This is a genomic window from Acinetobacter schindleri (genome assembly GCF_010918895.1).
Taxonomy (GTDB): domain Bacteria; phylum Pseudomonadota; class Gammaproteobacteria; order Pseudomonadales; family Moraxellaceae; genus Acinetobacter; species Acinetobacter schindleri.
This window is the reverse complement of the sequence record NZ_CP044483.1, coordinates 2,841,099-2,859,728: the sequence shown is the minus strand read 5'-3', so window position 1 is coordinate 2,859,728 and position 18,630 is coordinate 2,841,099. Positions and strand designations below refer to the sequence as shown.

The window sequence follows — 18,630 nt, the reverse complement described above, 5'->3', positions numbered from 1 at the left end:
ACAGGGATGCACAATGACACTGGAACAGGTGTATGCAGCGATTGCTGTTGAGGAATGGGTTGATCTTCCAGCAGGATGGTTACAAGGACGGACCCTGTATGGTGGTCTGGCTGCGGCGATGATGATGCAAAAAGCGGTGCTGAGCATTAATGACCCGGCGAAACATCTTTTAAGCACCAGCGTAACTTTTGTGGGGCCGGTCCAGCAACGGCCAGTCAGGTTAACTGCAGAAATTCTGCGTGAGGGTAAATCCGTCACTACGGTTGAAGTTCGCCTGTGGCAGGATGATGCAGTGCAGAGTATCTTGTTAGCCAGTTTTGGTGTAGCACGTGACTCGACTATTCAAGTACATCAGGAGGCATCTGCTCCGGATTATCCAGCTCCAGAAAGCCTGTTTAGCATTCCTCCAAACGTAGGTATGCCGGAATGTTACCAGCAGTTTGAGGTTCGTTGGGCTGAAGTGAATTTGCCATGCACGGGGAGTGATCATCCTGATTTTGGCGGATGGTGCCGTTTTGATCCGGAAAGACATGCAAACCGCAAATTTGAAGTTGCTGACCTGATGGCAATTTTTGATATCTGGCCACCCGGTGTATTGCCGATGTTTAAGCAGATTGCACCAGCCAGCAGCCTCAACTGGACGGTGACCTATGTGCATCCAGTACAACATCAGTTGAATGATTGGTTTAAATATAAAGTATTTACTGATCATGCAGCAGATGGCTACGCGACAGAACATGCCTATCTGTGGGATGCTGAAAATCGCCTGATTGCGATTGCCAGACAGACAGTGACAGTGTTTGCCTAGTGACACTGCTGGCCAATTCGTATAAAGTGAAGCCTATTAACGATGGATCAAACCTCAATAAAAGTGTGCATTTTCATCGTACATGAGGGGAACAATTGGCGGTGTCTATGACTACAGGTCGTATCCTGAATATTCCAAACATCTTGACCTTGGCACGTATTGTCCTGATTCCAGTCTTTCTATTGGTGGCCTATTGGCCGCCGGCGATGGGGATTGATGAAAGCAATCCGGATATGACGCGTCATATGCTGTTGACTGCAATTTTTGTGGTTGCGGCGGTAACGGACTGGTTTGATGGCTATCTGGCGAGAACATTGAATCAGACTTCGGCTTTTGGTCGATTCCTGGATCCGGTGGCAGACAAGCTGATGGTTGCAGCTGCACTGATTGTACTGGTGCAATGGCAGCCTTCGATCTCCATGGCCTTTGCTGCAATTGTGATTATCTCGCGGGAAATTACGGTATCAGCTTTACGTGAATGGATGGCTGAACTGGGTGCGCGAACCAGTGTGGCGGTGTCTACAGTCGGCAAATACAAGACCGCCTTCCAGATGATCGCAATTACCGTATTTCTGCTTAACTGGCAGCCGCTAGATATGCTGGCTTATGCATTGCTCTATACTGCAGTTGTGCTCACCTTATGGTCGATGTTTATCTACCTGAAAGCGGCTTGGCCCTACCTGAAACAGCCTTAATCGAATATTGAATCAAGCCCCAGTCACTGGGGCTTTTTTTATGGGGTATAGTAATTTGTAGGCAAAAAAATACCCAGCCTTTGGGGGAAGAACTGGGATAAAATCGGGGATATTTATCGCTATTATACAAAGATGTTGCCATCCTCTTAATTGCTATTATAGGAAATCCATTTTTTAATTCATGTACATTCTTGTAGTGTAATGTTGCATTTCTATAGTGGCATGTATCTGCCGTTTACAATCTATTATTTTGGAATGAATGAAGGGTTTAAATCTAATAAGACTCATAATTAAATTCTTTAAATCGGATAAGTAAATTCAGCATTTTTAAACTTAATTGATTAGTAAAACTTCATATTTACAATAAATTTAATCTCTAAAATAAATAATATTGAAAAAAATTGATCTTAAAACTGATGCAAGCTGTTGTTCTGAGAAGTTTAGGAAAAGAGGAAGGATATGATCTATTGATTAGAAAATAGATAACTAGATGAAGGGAATTCTAGGGATTTTATTTGCTTATTTACGGTACATTTCTGCAATCAAGAGAAAGGTGGGTGAGAAAATTAAAAAAATGCTTTAAGAAAACCTTTTTCGGATTTCACTTGAGGGACGGTTCCTGTCTTTCAGCATGTTGAGCGTCGTATAAAAAGTCTGTCTAATGATGGAGATTTTTTTAGATTGAAGCTTACGCGCAGCATAGCTGTTTGTCTTGCAACGTGGCGGTATAGTATATAAAGAAGGAGTCTTCTTAGACTCCTTCTTGACATTTGAAACTACGCGCTTCGCTTGTCTTGAGTAATTTTTAGAGCAGTGCATAAAAAAGAATCCCCAAGTTGGGGATTCTTTTAGATTAAAGCCTACGCGCAGCATAGCTGCTTGTCTTGCGGCGTGGCAGAGCAGTGCTCCGCTTGATCACGCCTCAGGCTTTAGCCCTTCAGCTTTTTCCAATGATTCATCATTATTGAAAAACTTCTCACGTTGTTCTTCAAGGAACTTTTTCGCATCCGCTTCAAACACGTTTAAACGCTTTTCATTGATCAGCGTAGTTTGATGCTTCAGCCATTCCTGCCAAGCCTGTTTAGATACAGTATCAAACAGTTCCTGACCCTTTGCACCTGGGAATGGTGCAAAGTCTAAGCCTTCCATTTCTTTTTGATACTTACGGCAAAATACTTGTCGAGACATATCAATACTCCGAATTTAAGATAGCGCAATTAAGCGTAAAGTTTTTCCAGACGTGCATAAGCGCGTTCGATTGCTGCTGCGACTTGTACAGGTGCAGTACCACCAATGTGGTTACGCGCATTTACAGATGCTTCTAAAGTTAACGCTTTTTCAAATACATCTGCCTGGATCAGGTCAGAGAATTGCTGTAGCTGTTCAAGGGTGAGTTCAGACAAGTCTTTACCTTCCTGAACACCAAGTGCAACGGCTTTACCCACAATCTCATGTGCATCACGGAAAGCAACGCCATTTTTCACCAGGTAATCTGCAAGGTCAGTTGCAGTCGAGAAACCACGAAGCGCTGCCTCACGCATGATTTCGATATTTGGAACCAGTGCAGGAATCATATCTGCAAATGCCATCAATGAACCACGAACGGTATCGATCGCATCAAATAATGGTTCTTTGTCTTCCTGATTGTCTTTATTGTAGGCTAATGGCTGACCTTTCATTAGAGTCAACAAGCTCATCAAGTCGCCATACACACGGCCAGTCTTACCACGGATCAGCTCAGGCACGTCTGGGTTTTTCTTCTGTGGCATGATCGATGAACCAGTACAGAAGCGGTCCGGAATATTCACAAACTTGAACTGTGCAGATGTCCACAGAATCATTTCTTCAGACATGCGAGACAGGTGCATCATGATTAAAGATGCTGCTGCATTGAATTCGATGCCGAAGTCACGATCAGAAACAGCATCTAATGAGTTTTCAGCTACTGCTTCAAAACCTAGCAGTTCAGCTGTATAAGTACGGTCGATTGGATAAGTGGTGCCTGCTAAAGCAGCAGAACCCAATGGCATACGGTTAACGCGTTTACGGCAGTCAATCAGACGCTCAGAGTCTCGGACCAGCATTTCAAACCAAGCCATCAAGTGGTGACCAAAAGTCACAGGCTGTGCCGTTTGCAGGTGAGTAAAACCTGGCATGATGGTATTGGTATTTTTCGCCGCCAAGCTCAAAATGCCTTTTTGTAATTTCTCTAATAATTTTAGGATGGCATCAATTTCATCACGGACATAAAGGCGGATGTCTGTTGCCACCTGGTCATTACGGCTACGGCCAGTATGTAATTTTTTACCTGTAATGCCGATACGCTGAGTCAGACGTGACTCAATGTTCATATGCACATCTTCAAGGTCAATGCGCCATTCGAAATTACCTGCTTCAATATCCGCCTTAATCGCAGTCAGGCCTTCAATGATATCATCACGTTCTTGTTCAGTCAGCACGCCCACTTTTGCAAGCATGGTTGCATGCGCAATTGAACCCGCAATATCTTGTTTATAAAAACGTTGGTCAAATTGTACAGATGCTGTAAATTCAGCAACAAAAGCATCAGTCGCTTCAGAGAAACGACCGCCCCACATACCCGAAGTCTGGGCTTGTGATGGATTTGAGGAATTAGAAGATGTGGTCATGTCGGCTCAATAAGATTAAAAGCAGTAGAACGAAAAAGAGTATAGCAAATTCAACGGCTGTTGCCGAAGTCCCATCTGCTCAATCTGTTACAGATCCGATGGGGCAGCAACAATCTTCTTATTTTTTTGGCCAGATTGGCAATTGGCGTTATCTGCTGGAACTGTTTGTTGGCGGTAATGTTTTGGCTTTGGTACTGAGTCTGGCAGAAGCCCAGTCTTGGCAAGCGCTCAATTTTATGCACTTGCTGCAATACATCCTCTATATTAACTGGGTGTTGCTATCATTTGCGGCTTGTGTAGAACTGTTTCACCAGTATTTTGATCGTATGGGGATCAAATCTGCATTGATTACCGGATTCTTGTTATTACAGGCTATCGTGCTGGTAACGACAGTTAGTTTAAACATTCTGATACATTTTGGGATAAATTTTCATCTGCATGATCTTACATCTGAAATTGCTTTTAAGCAGGTCGGAATGCACCTGAGTTTTGGAATTTTGCTCGGAACTTTCTGTTTTCGTTATCTTTACTTAAGGGAGCAATGGACACGTCAACGCCATAGCGAGTTAAATTCACGGATTCAGGCCATGCAGGCCCGGATTCAACCACATTTTTTATTTAATAGTTTAAATAGTGCTATCAGCCTGATCAGCATTGATCCTGATAAAGCGGAACATATGCTGCTTAATCTGTCCCGACTGTTTCGTGCCAGCTTTCAGGAATTAAAGCTGGTCAGCTTGCAAGAAGAAATTGATTTGTGCCAACGTTATCTGGAGATTGAGCAAATCCGACTCGGTGATCGTTTGCAGGTTGAATGGAAATTAGAAAACAAAGACTTATACTCATACGTCCAAATTCCATTACTGACTTTACAACCCCTATTAGAAAATAGTATTTTCCATGGAGTTGAAAAAATTCTAACAAAGAGTACGATAAGCGTATTGATTGAAATCCTGCAAAATCAAATTAATATTATTATAACAAACCCATATTCACAGGATCATGCAGCATTAAAGCGGGGAAATGGTATTGCAATTGAAAATGTTCGACAGCGTTTGAAGGCCTATTATGGCCCGACAGTGACCTTTAGAACCTATGCCGGCAAGGGAATTTTTACGACGGTTGTGCAATATCAGTATAAATAACAATAAAATGCAGTTAACTTAACAACAATGACATGCCGTTAACTGAAGGAGGATAAATGGACATCCTGATCTGTGATGATGAGCCTCTTGCCATAGAGCGTTTGGCACGCCTGGTCAGCCAGCTCGGCCATACTGTGGTTGCAACCGCAACCCATGGTCAGCAAGCCCTTGATCTGGCCCATCAGCACGAGCCCGATGTCATTCTATTAGATATTCAAATGCCCGAAATGGACGGTCTGCGTTGCGCACAACATCTGCGCCAGCTTGACCCAATGCCGGCAATTGTTTTTTGTACGGCCTATGACAACCATGCGCTTGATGCATTCAAGTCGAATGCAGAAGGCTACTTGCTCAAACCAGTGATGCAACAGGAGTTAGCACAGGTATTCGAGCATTTAACCAAACTTACCCAAGCTCAGATGAGCCAACTAAAACAAAAAGAAAATATGGAAGAACTCAATATCAGCCGCCATCAGATTGCGGCAAAGACTTATCGCGGGGTGGAGCTTGTCCCTGTGGAAAATATTTACTATTTCCTGGCTGATCAGAAATATGTCACGGTACGGCATAAAAATGGCAGTGTCCTGATCGATGAAACATTAAAGGACTTGGAACAGGAATTTGGCCAGAATTTTATCAGGATCCACCGCAATGCGCTGGTGTCTGTAAACTATCTGGATGGACTGGAAGTGGTCAGTTCAGGGCAGTATCAGGTACGTTGCCGTGAGCTGGATGAAAGACTTGCAGTAAGTCGGCGCCATTTACCATTTTTACGTGAACGCATTCATAAGCTCTGAAGCGTATGGGATCGGGTTGCAGTTGAAACTTGCATAAATTCACTTGCATTTTAAAGTGATCAGGTTAAGTTTAGACTATTGTTCTCATTCACTGTATTTGAAATTTATGAAGACCCTAAAAATTGCAACTCGACAAAGTCCTCTTGCACTATGGCAAGCGGAGCATATCCGTGCACGTCTGCAGGAACTGCATGCCGATCTTCAGGTCGAGTTGGTCACGTTTGTGACACAGGGTGATAAAATTCTTGATACCCCATTGGCAAAAATTGGTGGCAAGGGCCTGTTTGTTAAAGAACTTGAGGCTGCATTACTGGATGGTCGTGCAGACTTGGCCGTGCATTCCATGAAAGATGTACCCATGGCACTGCCTGAAGGTTTAAGTCTTGCAGTGATCTGCGAACGTGAAGATCCATTGGATGCTTTTGTATCTAATAGCTATACAAGCTTTGACGAGTTGCCACAGGGCGCTAAAGTAGGCACATCCAGTCTGCGTCGTAAGAGCCAGATTTTAAAGGCACGTCCGGACCTTGAGATCATTGATCTGCGAGGTAATGTCGGCACACGTCTGTCGAAACTCGATGCGGGCAATTACGATGCTATTATTCTTGCCAGTGCCGGTTTAAAACGTCTAGGACTGATAGATCGTATTCGTCATACGCTTAAGCCTGCAGTCAGTTTGCCAGCTGTGGGCCAGGGTGCGCTTGGTCTTGAATGTCGTGATCGTGATCAGGCCGTACTTGATCTAATCCTGCCACTCTTACATGCGGAGACTGATGCCTGTGTCCGTGCTGAACGCGCATTTAATGCCTATCTGGAAGGTGGTTGTCAGGTGCCGATTGCAGGTTATGCAACTTTACAGAATGGTAAAATTGCCATCGAAGGCCGTGTGGGTAGCGTGGATGGTGCCACTTTATTAAAATCAGAATTACAGGGTGATGTAAATCAGGCGGAGCAGCTCGGTGTGGCTCTGGCACAGAATTTACTGGCCCAAGGTGCAGGCGATTTGCTTAAAGCACTATATTCATAAGATTCATGCTGTTTATTAATACTCGCCCTCAGGATCGTGCTGTCCGACTCACACAGCAGTTACAGGCAGCACAAATTCCTGTGGTAGAGCTACCTTTACTGGAACTGGTTGCACAGCCTTATTCAGCAGAATTGGATAGCTTGTATCAGCAGTTGAATCGTGCTCAAGTCATTGTGGTGGTGAGTCCGACTGCGGTGCAGATTGGCATGCAATATCTGGCGCAGGCAGGCATTGAACTGGCTACATTGGCCCATATACAGTGGATTGCTGTAGGGCGAAGCACTGAACAGGCATTGCTACAATATGGCATTCAAAGTCATGTGCCTGAGGTTGAAACCTCTGAAGGAATGCTACAATTACCGATCCTGGATGGTCTTGAAAAAGATGCTGTTGTAGCCTTTTGGCGAGGTGAGGGCGGTCGATTATTTATGATGGACCATTTGCGTCAGCAGGGTGTTGAGGTACTAAATTTTGTACTATATCAACGTCAGTGTCCGGTTCAGTCACAACAGACCATAGCTGCGCTTTTGCCTCGATTGCAGGACAATCGCCATTATATGGTTCTGATGAGTAGTGAAGCCAGCTGGTTAAACTGGGTGCAGCTAATGCAGCAGGACATCTCCCTGATCAGCAAGGGAATTTATTTGGTTTTAGGCCCACGTTTGGCTGCTATTTTAGGGGAATACCGTCAACATCATGCTGCAGCATTTGAGTATGTACAACTTGAGAGCCTGAGCAGCGATGTGATCGTACGGGAGATGAAGCGAGTACTGGGGAACTCATGAAGAAAATTTTAATCGTGCTGTTCATTGTGGCATTCGCCTGGATGGTCAAAATCAGTTATGACCTGTTCAGTTTGCGCCAGGCCCATACAGAACTCAGCTCCAGCTTTACTCTATTGCAGCAGCAAAATGCCAGTTTGAATGACAAGGTGGTTGCACTTAAACGCCAGGTAACTGAACAGCGCCAGGATGCACCAGCTGTATCCAACTCACAGGTAGCTACTGCACCTGAATCGCATGATGCCGAACTGGTTCGTCAGCAACTCAGCCTGATTGAGTTCGCTTTGCAGCAGCAGCAATACAGCACAGCATTGGAAAAACTCAGTCAACTGCAACTGGATTTGCCGAATTATACGCTTGCACCAGCTTTGCTAGACGGTTTGGAGCGTGTACTCAGTAAAGATCAGGTAATGCTGCAACAGTTCATCAATAGTCGTCTGGTACAGCAGAATAAAATCCGGGATTTACTGAATCAAATGGATACTGAAATTGCCAAGGAGTTAAAAGCCCAGCACAGTGCCACCCCGGCAGAGTCTGGTTCCTTCTGGCGCAATCTGATTCAAATTGAAGCTGTGCAGCAGCCAAGTACGGTGTTAATGCAGCGAGGGCTAGTGTTGAAAGAGGCGCAATTACGTCTATTGATGGCACAAAATGCGCTACAGCAAAGTCAACAAATTCCTTTCCAACAATCGCTTGGTGCCGTGGCTGAAGTCCTCAAACAATTACCGGATGCCAAAAGCCAGCAATGGGTTAAACAGCTGGAACAGATCCGCACCATACCGCTGACACCGGTTCCTCCTCTGAATGCCCGTACCTTAATGAGCTGAGCGCTTATGAAACAGATTCTGCTTGCCTATTTATTTGTCAGTCTGCTCGGTATTGCGGCTTTAAGTCTACTCAGTTACGGTCACGGACCAGGGTATGTCTATCTGTACTGGCGTAACTGGCAGGTACAGACCAGTGTATGGATACTGGCAGCGCTACTGGTTACGATCAGCTTTGTCATGCATATGCTGTGGTATGCGGTTACGCGTTATCTGAATCGCGAGCAGCGCAAAAAACAGCGCGTTTTCAGTTTTCATCATTTACATCCTTATGAACAACTGGCAGTGGTGTGGCTGCTCAATGCCTCACAGGATCAACGTGATTTTATTCAGCAGTCTTTTGCCCAGTCTGGATTATTAAAAGATATTATTCATGCACGTTTGTCTTGGGGACAGCAGGATTTTGATGAGGCTTTGAAATCTTTAAATCAGTCCAATCCAATGGCATTTGAACTGGCTGAATTACAGCGTATTGAAGTGTACTTATCGCAACAGGATGGTCAGCAGGCATTAACCCATCTTGAATTCTTAAATCAGCATGAATTATCCCCGTGGCTGTTTAAAGTTAAATCAGCTTATGAGCAGAGATTAACCAAATTATGGGGGCAATTTGCCTTAAAGTTTCCCTGGCTGTATTTAAGATCAACTCAATATGGTCATTTAGAGCAAAATACTAAAACACTTTGGCTAGAACAATTATTACTGGCTTTTGAACAGGCGGATCAGGAAGATTTAAAATACTTGCAACAGCGCTATATCGACTTAAGCGAAGAAATATTTAAACGTGACTATACGGTCAAACTACTGTGGCTGAAATTGTTATTTAAAATGCCTGAAATGAGCGCCGAGCATGAAGCGCTAGCAGTGCATTTATTGGAACAGCAATTTAATCAGGACGTATTTTATTTATGGTTTCAGCAACAATTACTTCGACAAAATCCTGATTATGAAATTATTAACCAGCAAATTTCATTGTGGGAAGAAAAATATACAGCAGTGCCGGTCTTAACATTTGCCAAATGGCATGTACTGCAAGCTGCGGGTCGAGTAGAGGAAGCCCAGCAACTGCTTGCACTCTATCCAGATGATGTGCGTATGAGTTATCTGCGCATTAAATCTGCCTTGCAGGGGCAGGATGAGTTACAACAACAACTGAATCAGGTGTTTGAATCAAATGCCAATTTTATTGATACAAGAATATAGGGGATAATATATGGAATCACTTGCGCAGTATCCAGTGATTTTTGAGCAACGCGTGGCTTGGGGTGATATGGATGCCTTTGGTCATGTTAATAATGCGGTGTATTATCGTTATATTGAAAGTGCCCGACTGGCTTATCTGGATCGATTAAATATACTGGTTGGTCCATTATTAACTGTTGTGGCTACGAATCAATGTCGCTATTTAAAGCCGGTGGTTTATCCGGATCAACTTAAAATCGGTGTGCGTATTGAAGATATAGGCACTACCTCATTTCGTATGAGTTATTTATTATGGAGTGAGCAGCAGCAAAGTATAGTGGCAATTTCTGAAGCGGTTCTAGTTTGTATAAATAAAAATAGCATGCAAAAAATGCCAATTCCTGAAGATGTACAGCAAATAATAAGAAATTTAGAAAATACGGTTGAACATACAGTTTAAAATACGAGAAAATTATTTAATTTTGTAATTAATTTTATTATTTGTTGTTATCCGTTCAAATTTTTTTATTGAATATTTTATTTAATCTAAATATTATGAAAAAGTTATTTATAAAACGAATAATATTATTTTTATGGAGAGAGTGATGCCAGACATTACGAATTTATCAGTTGAAGAGTTAAAGCGTTTACAAGCTGAAGCTGAAGCATTAATTGCGTCTAAAAAAGACCAGGAAATCGAAGATGCTTATAATCAGGTATTAAGCATTGCAGAAAAAGTAGGTATGAGCATTGAACAGTTGCTCGAGTTCGGTGCCTCTAAGCGCAAGAAATCATCTCGCAAGACTGTAGAACCACGTTACCGCAGTAAAGCAAATCCGGAAGAAACCTGGACAGGTCGTGGTAAACAGCCACGCTGGCTGGTTGCAGAACTGGAACAAGGTGCCAAGCTGGAAGATTTTCTGATCTAAAGATTTGACTGTGAATGTTGTCATAGGTCAGTCATGGAAATGATCTATATATCTTTAACCAAGCATCATTGCTTGGTTTTTTTATGCCCATCAATTGGCGTGGTGAAAAAAGTATGCATAATGTACTTATATTAAGAAAAGAATCATAACCAGGAACTGAAATTGATGGATTGGTTGGGGTGGGATGAGCAGTAAACCGAAAACTTTCAAATGGTTAATTCTTGCCATAGTCGCCTTTTTTATTTTTGTGGTTTTGCAGGTGCCGGCTGCCTGGCTGATTTCAAAATTTTATAAAAATAATCAGGTACTGCATAACGTCAGTGGCAATATCTGGCAGGGGAGTGCTGACTGGAAGAAAGGTCAATTGCGTGGCAGCCTCAACTGGCAGGTCCGTCCATTGGATTTGCTATTATTGCGTCTCGGGGCAAATGTGGAAGTACATAGCGGCAATACTAAACTTGCCGGTGTAATGGCTTACGGTCTGACCAAAACGTTAGTCGCCAGGAATCTGGAAGGACAGGTCGCACCAGAAACCTTGAAAAATCTGGCAGACTGGCAATGGCCAACCAATGCAATTCAATTTAAGCAGCTCGATTTTAAATATAAGAAACAAAATGGCTTTAGTGATGTGAGTGGTCAGTTGAATTGGACCGGGGGAGAATTGATCTATACCTTTGCACAGCGTCAAGAGCGGATGAGTGTTCCTGTTCTTGCCGGGAAGCTGGCAGATGAGTCAGGTAAATTATTGCTGGATGTTCGCGATAGTCGTGATCAGAAAATGCTGAATATTGAACTTGATCCCGATCTGATGCTGAATGTGCAACTGACACAGCGTATGTTACTGAATGTTCCTTCCTATGAAGGTAAAGCTGGACTGGACACTTATGTCATCAGCACCCGTCAGCCGTTGATGGGAGGCCTAAACTGATGGCCATCAATATAGATAAATTTAAACAGCTGGATCTACAGACGTTTAATAAAGCAGCACCCGCACTTTTAGTTTTACTGATTCTGTATCTGTGCTGGAAACTGGCAGCCCTATTCTGGCTGGTCGTTGCACCGCCTCAAGCCCTGCAAGTAGAACGTGTAGAGTTGGGCTCACAGCAGTCACGGATTCCGAATATCAGCTCTTTCGCCTTATTTCAGGAAACTGGAAAAAGTGCGGCAAGTGCGGAAGTCTCCAATATTCTGTTACAAGGGGTGATGGTTGCCAGTCCAAGCTATTTGTCTTCAGCAGTATTGAAGCTGAATGATCAGGTCGATCGCTATCGTGTTGGCGAGAGCTTGGGTAATAGCGGCTATGAGCTGGCTGAAGTGTACTGGGATCGGGTGATTATTCGTCAGCAAAATGGTGCGAGTAAGGAAGTTTTCTTTAAGGGCTTGGAAAATGGCTTAAATCAGCCTTGGCAGAGTAATGAGCAGAAAAGTGGGCGTTCATCGTCATCCTCAAATTGGGGTGGATCAGCGAATCAGCCAACAAATGAGCCTGCTTCACCGCAGAATGAGATTGGTCGCGCGATTCAGCAGATGAATGAAAACCGCGAACAGTATCTGGAAAATATGGGAGTTTCTGCAGGTGAAGGGGGTTATGAAGTCACTTCGCGAACTCCGGCAGTGCTGCGTAACCGTCTCGGTCTCAGACCCGGCGACCGGATTGTATCCCTGAATGGTCAAACCGTCACTGCAGGACAATCTGAAGTGCAGTTACTGGAACAGGCACGACAGCAGGGCCAGGTAAAACTTGAAATTAAACGTGGTGATCAGGTGATGACCATTCAACAGGATTTAAAGTGATGTGTCATCACATATAGGGTTGGGAAGCATTTAGGTTTATGGCTTTATTTAATAATAATCGATCAGCATGGGCGCTTTGTGTTGCCGCACCTCTGGTGGCTATGGTCAGTACCGCAACTTATGCGCAGACCTGGAAAATCAATCTGCGTGATGCAGACCTGGCTGCTTTTATTAATGAAGTAGCCGATATTACGGGGAAAAATTTTGCCGTTGATCCAAGGGTACGCGGCAATGTCACAGTCATTTCAAACCGGGCATTAAACCGGGCTGAAGTCTATGATCTGTTTCTTGGGGTTTTGAATGTTAATGGTGTCGTGGCGATCCCATCCGGGAATACCATCAAACTGGTGCCAGACAATAACGTCAAGAACTCCGGTATTCCGTATGATGCCCGTAACCGTGCGACTGGTGACCAGATTGTGACACGGGTAATCTGGCTGGAAAATACCAATCCGAATGACCTGATTCCAGCACTACGCCCACTAATGCCGCAGTTCGCCCATCTGGCAGCTGTACCGGGAACCAATGCCCTGATTGTTTCCGATCGCGCTAGCAATATTTACCAGCTGGAAACGATTGTGCGTAACTTGGATGGTACCGGTCAGAATGATCTGGAAGCCATTACCTTACAGTCGAGTCAGGCTGAGGAAATGATTGGCCTGATTGAGTCCATGACAGCTACAGGTTCTGCCAAGGATCTCAAAGGCTCACGTGTGCGGGTCATGGCAGATCAGCGGACCAATCGGATTATCATCAAAGGCGATACTGCAACCCGTAAGCGTATTCGCCAGATTATTGAAACGCTGGATGTGCCTGCAGCGGATCGTTTAGGGGGGCTAAAAGTCTTTCGCCTGAAATATGCCAGTGCCAAAAACCTGGCTGAAATTTTACAAGGACTGGTTTCTGGGCAGGCTCAGGGGCGTTCGAGCTCTTCTTCAGAGAACAGCTCCGCAGGAACTTCGCTGAATACATTGGGCAATAACAGCTCTGCATCCAATATGTCTCAGGAAGCTTCCACTTCCGGGATTCAGTTAAATTCAGGATTAGGAAATAACCAGCAAGGAATTACCAGTTTTAATGCCAATGGTGTCAGTATTATTGCTGATGCGACCCAGAATTCATTGGTAGTGAAGGCTGATCCACAACTGATGCGCGAAATCGAGTCAGCGATTAATCAGCTGGATACGCGTCGTCAGCAGGTGTTAATTGAAGCTGCGATTATGGAAGTGGAAGGTACGGATGCTGACCAGCTGGGTGTGCAATGGGCACTTGGTGATCTGAGTAGCGGTATTGGTCTGATTAACTTTGATAACTTTGGTGCCAGCCTGAAAAATATTGCTGCCGGCTATCTGACCGGTGGTGCGGCAGGGGCAGGCAGTGCAATTGGTACAGGGACCTCACTCGTGATAGGTGATTATCGTGAAGGCAGTGATGGTTCTCGAAAGCTCTATGGTGCACTGATTCAGGCACTCAAAGAAACCACGAAGTCGAATCTATTGTCTACGCCATCGATTGTGACCATGGACAATGAAGAAGCCTATATCGTAGTGGGTGAAAACGTTCCATTTGTAACAGGTTCAGTTTCTACGGGTGCGGCAGGTGTTGCCAATCCCTATACCACCATTGAGCGTAAAGATGTGGGTGTGACATTAAAAGTCATTCCGCATATTGGTGAAAATGGAACCGTACGTCTGGAAGTCGAGCAGGAGGTTTCTGCAGTTGCACGTGATAAGGGGCAGGCATCAGATCTGGTCACTAGTAAACGTGCGATCAAAACTTCAATTCTGGCTGAACATGGTCAAACCATTGTGCTCGGTGGTCTGATTTCAGATAACACCAGCTACGGTCGTCAGGCGGTACCGGGTTTGGGTGCAATCCCTGGTTTAGGGCGTTTATTCCGCTCGGAAGGTAAATCCAATCAGAAGCGTAACCTGCTGATTTTTATTCACCCAACGATTGTGGGGGATAAAAATGAAGTACGTAAAATTTCCCAGCAGCGCTATAGTCAGCTGTATAGCTTGCAATTGGCACTAGATTCGGATGGTAATTTTGCCAAACTGCCAGAAAACCTGGATGATGTATATCAACAACGTCTCCCTGTTTCTAAAACACCCCTAGGGTCGAATTACCAAACTGTACCAACTGCACCTGTAGCCTCACAGCCGGTGGCAGTAGTCACTACGCCAGTTGCAATTGAACCTGTAGTGCAACAGCAATCTGTGCAACCAGTACAAAATGTAGAAAAAACCCGAAATACAGTGACAACCACGACGTTGCGTCCGAAAAGCTAGAGGTGCGGTGGTTGCAAACAGCATGTTATGATCAACGTAACAGAATAAAAGAGAAGTGGATGTTATGACTTGGAAAATTCAAGCCATTACTGGCGATCTGACAGGACAGGAAATTAGCATTGACCGTGACATGCTGGTGGGTCGTCATCAGGCAGCAGATATTGTGTTGCAGGCTGCAGAAATCTCGCGTAAGCATGCTGCCTTTTTGCTGAAGGAAGATGCACTGTGGGTACAAGACCTGGGTTCTTCAAATGGTACTTTTGTCAATGATATGCGCATTGATTCAGAAGCATTGCTGAAACAGGGTGATATCGTACAGTTTGCTAGCCTGAAATTTTCTGTGCTTGAGCCAGCACAAGAAGTCATCGTCGAACCTGAACTAGAACAGACAGCTGAACGTATTATTGAAGAGGCTGCTGAGAAGACTGCTGCCCATCAGATGAATGATCAGGGTATGCCAGAGCTAAAAGAACGTGATGCTGAAGTCCAGTTGACTCGTGATGGTATGCCAACCAATGTCGGTATTCCAAAACCGGCGCCAATTCCTGAAGGTATAGATTTATCTGCGGTTAAACCTGAACCAACACCAATTCCTGTTGAGCAACCGATTTCTCGTGTAGAAGAAGCGAAGGAACAGCAAAAAAATGCTTCAGTCGGTTTGATTTCTTTAATTGTTATTGTGATTTTAGCAATTATGGCTTGGCTATTCTTTAAATAAGCCAAGTATTGGTTACAATCAAGGCATGCAATCGCATGCCTTTTTTGTGGCTGCGTGATGAATAAAGATAAAGAGAGTGGAAATGTCTATAGCACAACTGGATAAACGTGAGCTGATTTTATTTGATCTGGATGGCACCTTGGTGGATTCGGCTTCTGACCTGTATCGTGCCATGAATATGAGCTTAAATGTGCTGCAACTGCCTTTTGTGACTGAAGAACAGGTACGAGTCTGGATTGGCAAAGGTAGTTCGAAGTTTTGTGAAAGCGTACTACTGCACCTGACTGGAAGTTTGGATCCAGCACAGCATCAGGAATTACTAAATACTTTCCTGGAAGTCTACAATGCTGATCCATGTGTCGATACCGTACCATTTCCGGGCATTATTGAATTTCTACAATGGGGTAAAGCACAAGGTAAAAAGCTCATTTGTGTGACCAATAAGCCCGAACAGCCTGCACGCAGTATTTTAGATATTTTGGATATGGCGAAGTATTTTGATGACACTATTGGTGGTGACCGTTTTACCGAGCGTAAGCCGGATCCGCGTCAATTGCTGCATTGTGTCGAGCATTATGCTGTCAGCAAAGAGCAGGTGCTGATGATTGGCGACTCGGTGAATGATGTCGAAGCTGCACGCCGTGCCGGTATAGATTGTATTGTAGTCAGCTATGGCTATAATCATGGTGAGAATATAGCAGACAGCCATCCTCAGGAGATTGTGGATGATCTACGTGAACTGCTGGCTTAATTAGGGTATTAGGGAATTAAAATGAATAGTTCTAAGGTTTTTCGATGGCGTCGCTCAGTCCAATTCTATTTACACACTGAGTAACCCTAATTTAAAGAGAAAAACCGAATGACCACTCAAGCACAATTCCAGCAACTTGCTGCGCAAGGCTATAACCTGATTCCCGTTTACCGTCAGCGCTTGGCCGATACTGATACGCCCCTTTCTATTTTTGCTCGCCTTAAACAGCATCAACAGGCTTATCTGTTTGAATCGGTTGAGGGGGGGGAGAACTGGGCGCGTTATTCAATCATCGGTTTGGGTGAATCTACCGTGTTCTCCTGTAACGCAGGTGAACTGACGGTACAACATGCCGATGGCTCGATTGCAAAGCAGCACTGTTCAGACCCCTTCCAATACATTCGCGACTTTCAGGCGCAGTTTAAAGTGCCGACTCAAGCAGACTTACCTGCTTTACCAAGTTTTACTGGTGGTCTGGTCGGTTACTTTGGCTATGACTCGGTACGTTATATCGAGCCAAAGCTGAATAATGTCCCTGAAGCCGATCCAGTAGGTTTGCCAGATATCTGGATGATGCTGTCTAAAACAGTGATCGTATTTGATAACCTCAAAGATACCTTGTTTTTGATTGTGCATGCCGATACGAATGATGCTAATGCATATGAAAAAGCACATGAAAAATTAAATGAATTGGAAAATATTCTGGCAACACCAATCAGTCTGAAAGCAGAAAAACATACTCCACCGCATTTTGAGTCATTAACCGGGCATGATAACTTCCTTGCTTCTATTGAAAAAGTGAAAGAGTACATCCGTGCTGGTGATGTCATGCAGGTAGTACCCGGTCACCGTATGGTCTCTGATTTTGATGGAGAGCCTCTACAGGTCTATCGTGCGTTACGCCACCTTAACCCATCACCCTACCTGTTCTTGGTGCAAGGGCAGACCTTAGAAAACAAAACACCTTTCCATATTGTCGGTTCTTCACCTGAGATTTTATCTCGTTTGGAAAATGGGATTGCTACTGTGCGTCCCCTGGCAGGGACTCGTCCGCGTGGCAAGACCAAAGAAGAAGATCTGGCATTAGAAAAAGATCTGCTTTCTGATGAAAAAGAGATTGCCGAGCATTTAATGCTGATTGATCTGGGCCGAAATGATGTTGGTCGGGTGTCAAAAATCGGTAAAGTGCAAGTGACTGATCAAATGGTGATCGAACGTTATTCGCATGTCATGCACATTGTCTCGAATGTACAAGGTGAAGTGCGTGATGATGTAGATGCATTGGATGTTTTTAAAGCAACATTCCCGGCAGGCACGCTTTCTGGTGCACCAAAAATTCGTGCCATGGAAATTATTGACGAAGTTGAGCCGGTAAAACGTGGAATTTTCGGTGGTGCTGTTGGTTATTTAGGCTGGCACGGCGAAATGGACATGTCGATTGCGATTCGTACCTGTGTCATTCGTGAAAATAAGGTCTATGTTCAGGCCGGAGCAGGGCTGGTTGCTGACTCAAATCCTGAATCTGAGTGGAATGAAACCCAAATAAAAGCTCGCGCAGTGATCAAAGCGGTTGAATTATCATCAAATGGTTTGATTTTATGAGTTTTTGACGTTTTTTTTGAAAAAAACACTTGCATGGTTTCTGAGTTTTGCTAAACTGCACACCGTTCCGATACGAAACGTACGAAACACTAAGAAACGCCGGCATAGCTCAGTTGGTAGAGCAACTGACTTGTAATCAGTAGGTCCACAGTTCGAATCCGTGTGCCGGCACCATCTTAGAGAGTTTCTAGTGTAGAGTAAAGAACAGCACTGATGTAAGTGTAAAAAATGGTGAGGTTCCCGAGCGGTCAAAGGGGGCGGACTGTAACTCCGCTACGAAAGTTTCGAAGGTTCGAATCCTTCCCTCACCACCAATTTTAAGACTTCAATAAGTGGTTTGTACCAACATCGTGCGGGAGTAGCTCAGTTGGTAGAGCGGTAGCCTTCCAAGCTACATGTCGCGAGTTCGACCCTCGTCTCCCGCTCCATTGAAGTACTAATATTTGCTCTTATAGCTCAGTGGTAGAGCACTCCCTTGGTAAGGGAGAGGTCTCGAGTTCAAATCTCGATAAGAGCTCCAGATTACAGTTTATCGCAACATTGTTGCAAAAGATTCCAAAAGCAGGCTATTTAGTCTGCTTTTCAAGTATTGGGCGTTTGATTTTTTTAGGCGATATGTCGGAGCTGAGTTTTACTC

Annotated in this window: 18 protein-coding genes and 4 tRNA genes; 20 read left to right on the top strand and 2 right to left on the bottom strand. The window is 44.3% G+C overall.

Features of this window, described 5'->3' with window-relative positions; genetic code table 11:
- Positions 1–13 precede the first annotated feature (13 nt).
- Both FSC11_RS13635 and pgsA read left to right on the top strand, forming a co-directional pair.
- Positions 14–808, top strand: coding sequence for an acyl-CoA thioesterase (locus tag FSC11_RS13635; RefSeq protein WP_004813608.1), 795 nt, complete (start codon positions 14–16; stop codon positions 806–808).
- A 107-nt stretch (positions 809–915) separates the two neighbouring features.
- Entirely contained in the window at positions 916–1,503 is a 588-nt protein-coding gene (pgsA, locus tag FSC11_RS13630) for a CDP-diacylglycerol--glycerol-3-phosphate 3-phosphatidyltransferase (RefSeq protein ID WP_008302472.1), read from the top strand.
- A 915-nt stretch (positions 1,504–2,418) separates the two neighbouring features.
- Here pgsA and FSC11_RS13625 read toward each other — a convergent pair.
- The gene (locus tag FSC11_RS13625; RefSeq protein ID WP_004813605.1) at positions 2,419–2,691 is read right to left on the bottom strand and encodes an oxidative damage protection protein; all 273 of its coding nucleotides are present in this window, start codon (positions 2,689–2,691) and stop codon (positions 2,419–2,421) included.
- Between the two features lie 29 nt (positions 2,692–2,720).
- Positions 2,721–4,151, bottom strand: a complete 1,431-nt coding sequence (gene argH / locus FSC11_RS13620; RefSeq protein WP_008302470.1) for an argininosuccinate lyase — start codon at positions 4,149–4,151, stop codon at positions 2,721–2,723.
- On the opposite strand from argH, the gene FSC11_RS13615 reads away from it, so the two are divergent.
- From FSC11_RS13615 to FSC11_RS13530, 18 genes are all read left to right on the top strand, one after another.
- Positions 4,142–5,296, top strand: coding sequence for a sensor histidine kinase (locus tag FSC11_RS13615; RefSeq protein WP_163167443.1), 1,155 nt, complete (start codon positions 4,142–4,144; stop codon positions 5,294–5,296). The two genes, argH and FSC11_RS13615, sit on opposite strands and share 10 nt — an antisense overlap.
- Before the next feature lie 56 nt (positions 5,297–5,352).
- The gene (locus tag FSC11_RS13610; RefSeq protein WP_004813599.1) at positions 5,353–6,093 is read left to right on the top strand and encodes a LytR/AlgR family response regulator transcription factor; all 741 of its coding nucleotides are present in this window, start codon (positions 5,353–5,355) and stop codon (positions 6,091–6,093) included.
- 106 nt (positions 6,094–6,199) lie between these two features.
- On the top strand, positions 6,200–7,120 hold the full coding sequence (hemC, locus tag FSC11_RS13605) for a hydroxymethylbilane synthase (RefSeq protein ID WP_163167441.1): 921 nt from the start codon (positions 6,200–6,202) through the stop codon (positions 7,118–7,120).
- A gap of 5 nt (positions 7,121–7,125) precedes the next feature.
- A complete protein-coding gene (locus FSC11_RS13600; protein WP_163167439.1) occupies positions 7,126–7,905 on the top strand; it encodes a uroporphyrinogen-III synthase in 780 nt (259 codons plus the stop codon).
- Entirely contained in the window at positions 7,902–8,729 is an 828-nt protein-coding gene (locus FSC11_RS13595; RefSeq protein WP_163167437.1) for a hypothetical protein, read from the top strand. Before FSC11_RS13600 ends, FSC11_RS13595 begins: the two co-directional genes overlap by 4 nt.
- 6 nt (positions 8,730–8,735) lie before the next feature.
- Complete coding sequence (locus tag FSC11_RS13590) at positions 8,736–9,929, top strand: heme biosynthesis protein HemY (protein WP_163167434.1); 1,194 nt, start codon at positions 8,736–8,738, stop codon at positions 9,927–9,929.
- Positions 9,930–9,939: 10 nt separating this feature from the next.
- Complete coding sequence (locus FSC11_RS13585) at positions 9,940–10,368, top strand: acyl-CoA thioesterase (protein WP_163167432.1); 429 nt, start codon at positions 9,940–9,942, stop codon at positions 10,366–10,368.
- 142 nt (positions 10,369–10,510) lie between these two features.
- Positions 10,511–10,837, top strand: a complete 327-nt coding sequence (locus FSC11_RS13580) for an H-NS histone family protein (RefSeq protein WP_026056799.1) — start codon at positions 10,511–10,513, stop codon at positions 10,835–10,837.
- 184 nt (positions 10,838–11,021) lie between these two features.
- The gene (gspN, locus tag FSC11_RS13575) at positions 11,022–11,765 is read left to right on the top strand and encodes a type II secretion system protein N (protein ID WP_004890585.1); all 744 of its coding nucleotides are present in this window, start codon (positions 11,022–11,024) and stop codon (positions 11,763–11,765) included.
- Positions 11,765–12,631 (top strand): type II secretion system protein N, encoded by an 867-nt coding sequence (locus FSC11_RS13570; RefSeq protein ID WP_163167430.1) that lies wholly within the window; start codon positions 11,765–11,767, stop codon positions 12,629–12,631. Before gspN ends, FSC11_RS13570 begins: the two co-directional genes overlap by 1 nt.
- 38 nt (positions 12,632–12,669) lie before the next feature.
- Positions 12,670–14,922 (top strand): type II secretion system secretin GspD, encoded by a 2,253-nt coding sequence (gene gspD, locus FSC11_RS13565; RefSeq protein ID WP_163167428.1) that lies wholly within the window; start codon positions 12,670–12,672, stop codon positions 14,920–14,922.
- A 64-nt stretch (positions 14,923–14,986) separates the two neighbouring features.
- On the top strand, positions 14,987–15,640 hold the full coding sequence (locus FSC11_RS13560; protein ID WP_163167426.1) for an FHA domain-containing protein: 654 nt from the start codon (positions 14,987–14,989) through the stop codon (positions 15,638–15,640).
- An 82-nt stretch (positions 15,641–15,722) separates the two neighbouring features.
- A complete protein-coding gene (locus FSC11_RS13555) occupies positions 15,723–16,391 on the top strand; it encodes a phosphoglycolate phosphatase (RefSeq protein ID WP_004813576.1) in 669 nt (222 codons plus the stop codon).
- Positions 16,392–16,499: 108 nt separating this feature from the next.
- On the top strand, positions 16,500–17,993 hold the full coding sequence (gene trpE, locus FSC11_RS13550; protein ID WP_004813574.1) for an anthranilate synthase component I: 1,494 nt from the start codon (positions 16,500–16,502) through the stop codon (positions 17,991–17,993).
- Between the two features lie 98 nt (positions 17,994–18,091).
- A tRNA-Thr gene (locus tag FSC11_RS13545) sits at positions 18,092–18,167 on the top strand.
- Positions 18,168–18,223: 56 nt separating this feature from the next.
- Positions 18,224–18,307, top strand: a tRNA-Tyr gene (locus FSC11_RS13540).
- 38 nt (positions 18,308–18,345) lie between these two features.
- Positions 18,346–18,421, top strand: a tRNA-Gly gene (locus FSC11_RS13535).
- A gap of 17 nt (positions 18,422–18,438) precedes the next feature.
- Positions 18,439–18,513 (top strand) — tRNA-Thr (locus FSC11_RS13530).
- Positions 18,514–18,630 lie beyond the last annotated feature (117 nt).

Coding starts and splice junctions, on each gene's coding strand:
- argH (WP_008302470.1), bottom strand. CDS start 4,151: ATGACCACATCTTCTAATTCCTCAAATCCATCACAAGCCCAGACTTCG.
- FSC11_RS13600 (WP_163167439.1), top strand. CDS start 7,126: ATGCTGTTTATTAATACTCGCCCTCAGGATCGTGCTGTCCGACTCACA.
- pgsA (WP_008302472.1), top strand. CDS start 916: ATGACTACAGGTCGTATCCTGAATATTCCAAACATCTTGACCTTGGCA.
- FSC11_RS13595 (WP_163167437.1), top strand. CDS start 7,902: ATGAAGAAAATTTTAATCGTGCTGTTCATTGTGGCATTCGCCTGGATG.
- FSC11_RS13570 (WP_163167430.1), top strand. CDS start 11,765: ATGGCCATCAATATAGATAAATTTAAACAGCTGGATCTACAGACGTTT.
- FSC11_RS13585 (WP_163167432.1), top strand. CDS start 9,940: ATGGAATCACTTGCGCAGTATCCAGTGATTTTTGAGCAACGCGTGGCT.
- gspN (WP_004890585.1), top strand. CDS start 11,022: ATGAGCAGTAAACCGAAAACTTTCAAATGGTTAATTCTTGCCATAGTC.
- FSC11_RS13590 (WP_163167434.1), top strand. CDS start 8,736: ATGAAACAGATTCTGCTTGCCTATTTATTTGTCAGTCTGCTCGGTATT.
- FSC11_RS13610 (WP_004813599.1), top strand. CDS start 5,353: ATGGACATCCTGATCTGTGATGATGAGCCTCTTGCCATAGAGCGTTTG.
- FSC11_RS13615 (WP_163167443.1), top strand. CDS start 4,142: ATGTGGTCATGTCGGCTCAATAAGATTAAAAGCAGTAGAACGAAAAAG.
- gspD (WP_163167428.1), top strand. CDS start 12,670: ATGGCTTTATTTAATAATAATCGATCAGCATGGGCGCTTTGTGTTGCC.
- hemC (WP_163167441.1), top strand. CDS start 6,200: ATGAAGACCCTAAAAATTGCAACTCGACAAAGTCCTCTTGCACTATGG.
- FSC11_RS13625 (WP_004813605.1), bottom strand. CDS start 2,691: ATGTCTCGACAAGTATTTTGCCGTAAGTATCAAAAAGAAATGGAAGGC.
- trpE (WP_004813574.1), top strand. CDS start 16,500: ATGACCACTCAAGCACAATTCCAGCAACTTGCTGCGCAAGGCTATAAC.
- FSC11_RS13635 (WP_004813608.1), top strand. CDS start 14: ATGACACTGGAACAGGTGTATGCAGCGATTGCTGTTGAGGAATGGGTT.
- FSC11_RS13560 (WP_163167426.1), top strand. CDS start 14,987: ATGACTTGGAAAATTCAAGCCATTACTGGCGATCTGACAGGACAGGAA.
- FSC11_RS13555 (WP_004813576.1), top strand. CDS start 15,723: ATGTCTATAGCACAACTGGATAAACGTGAGCTGATTTTATTTGATCTG.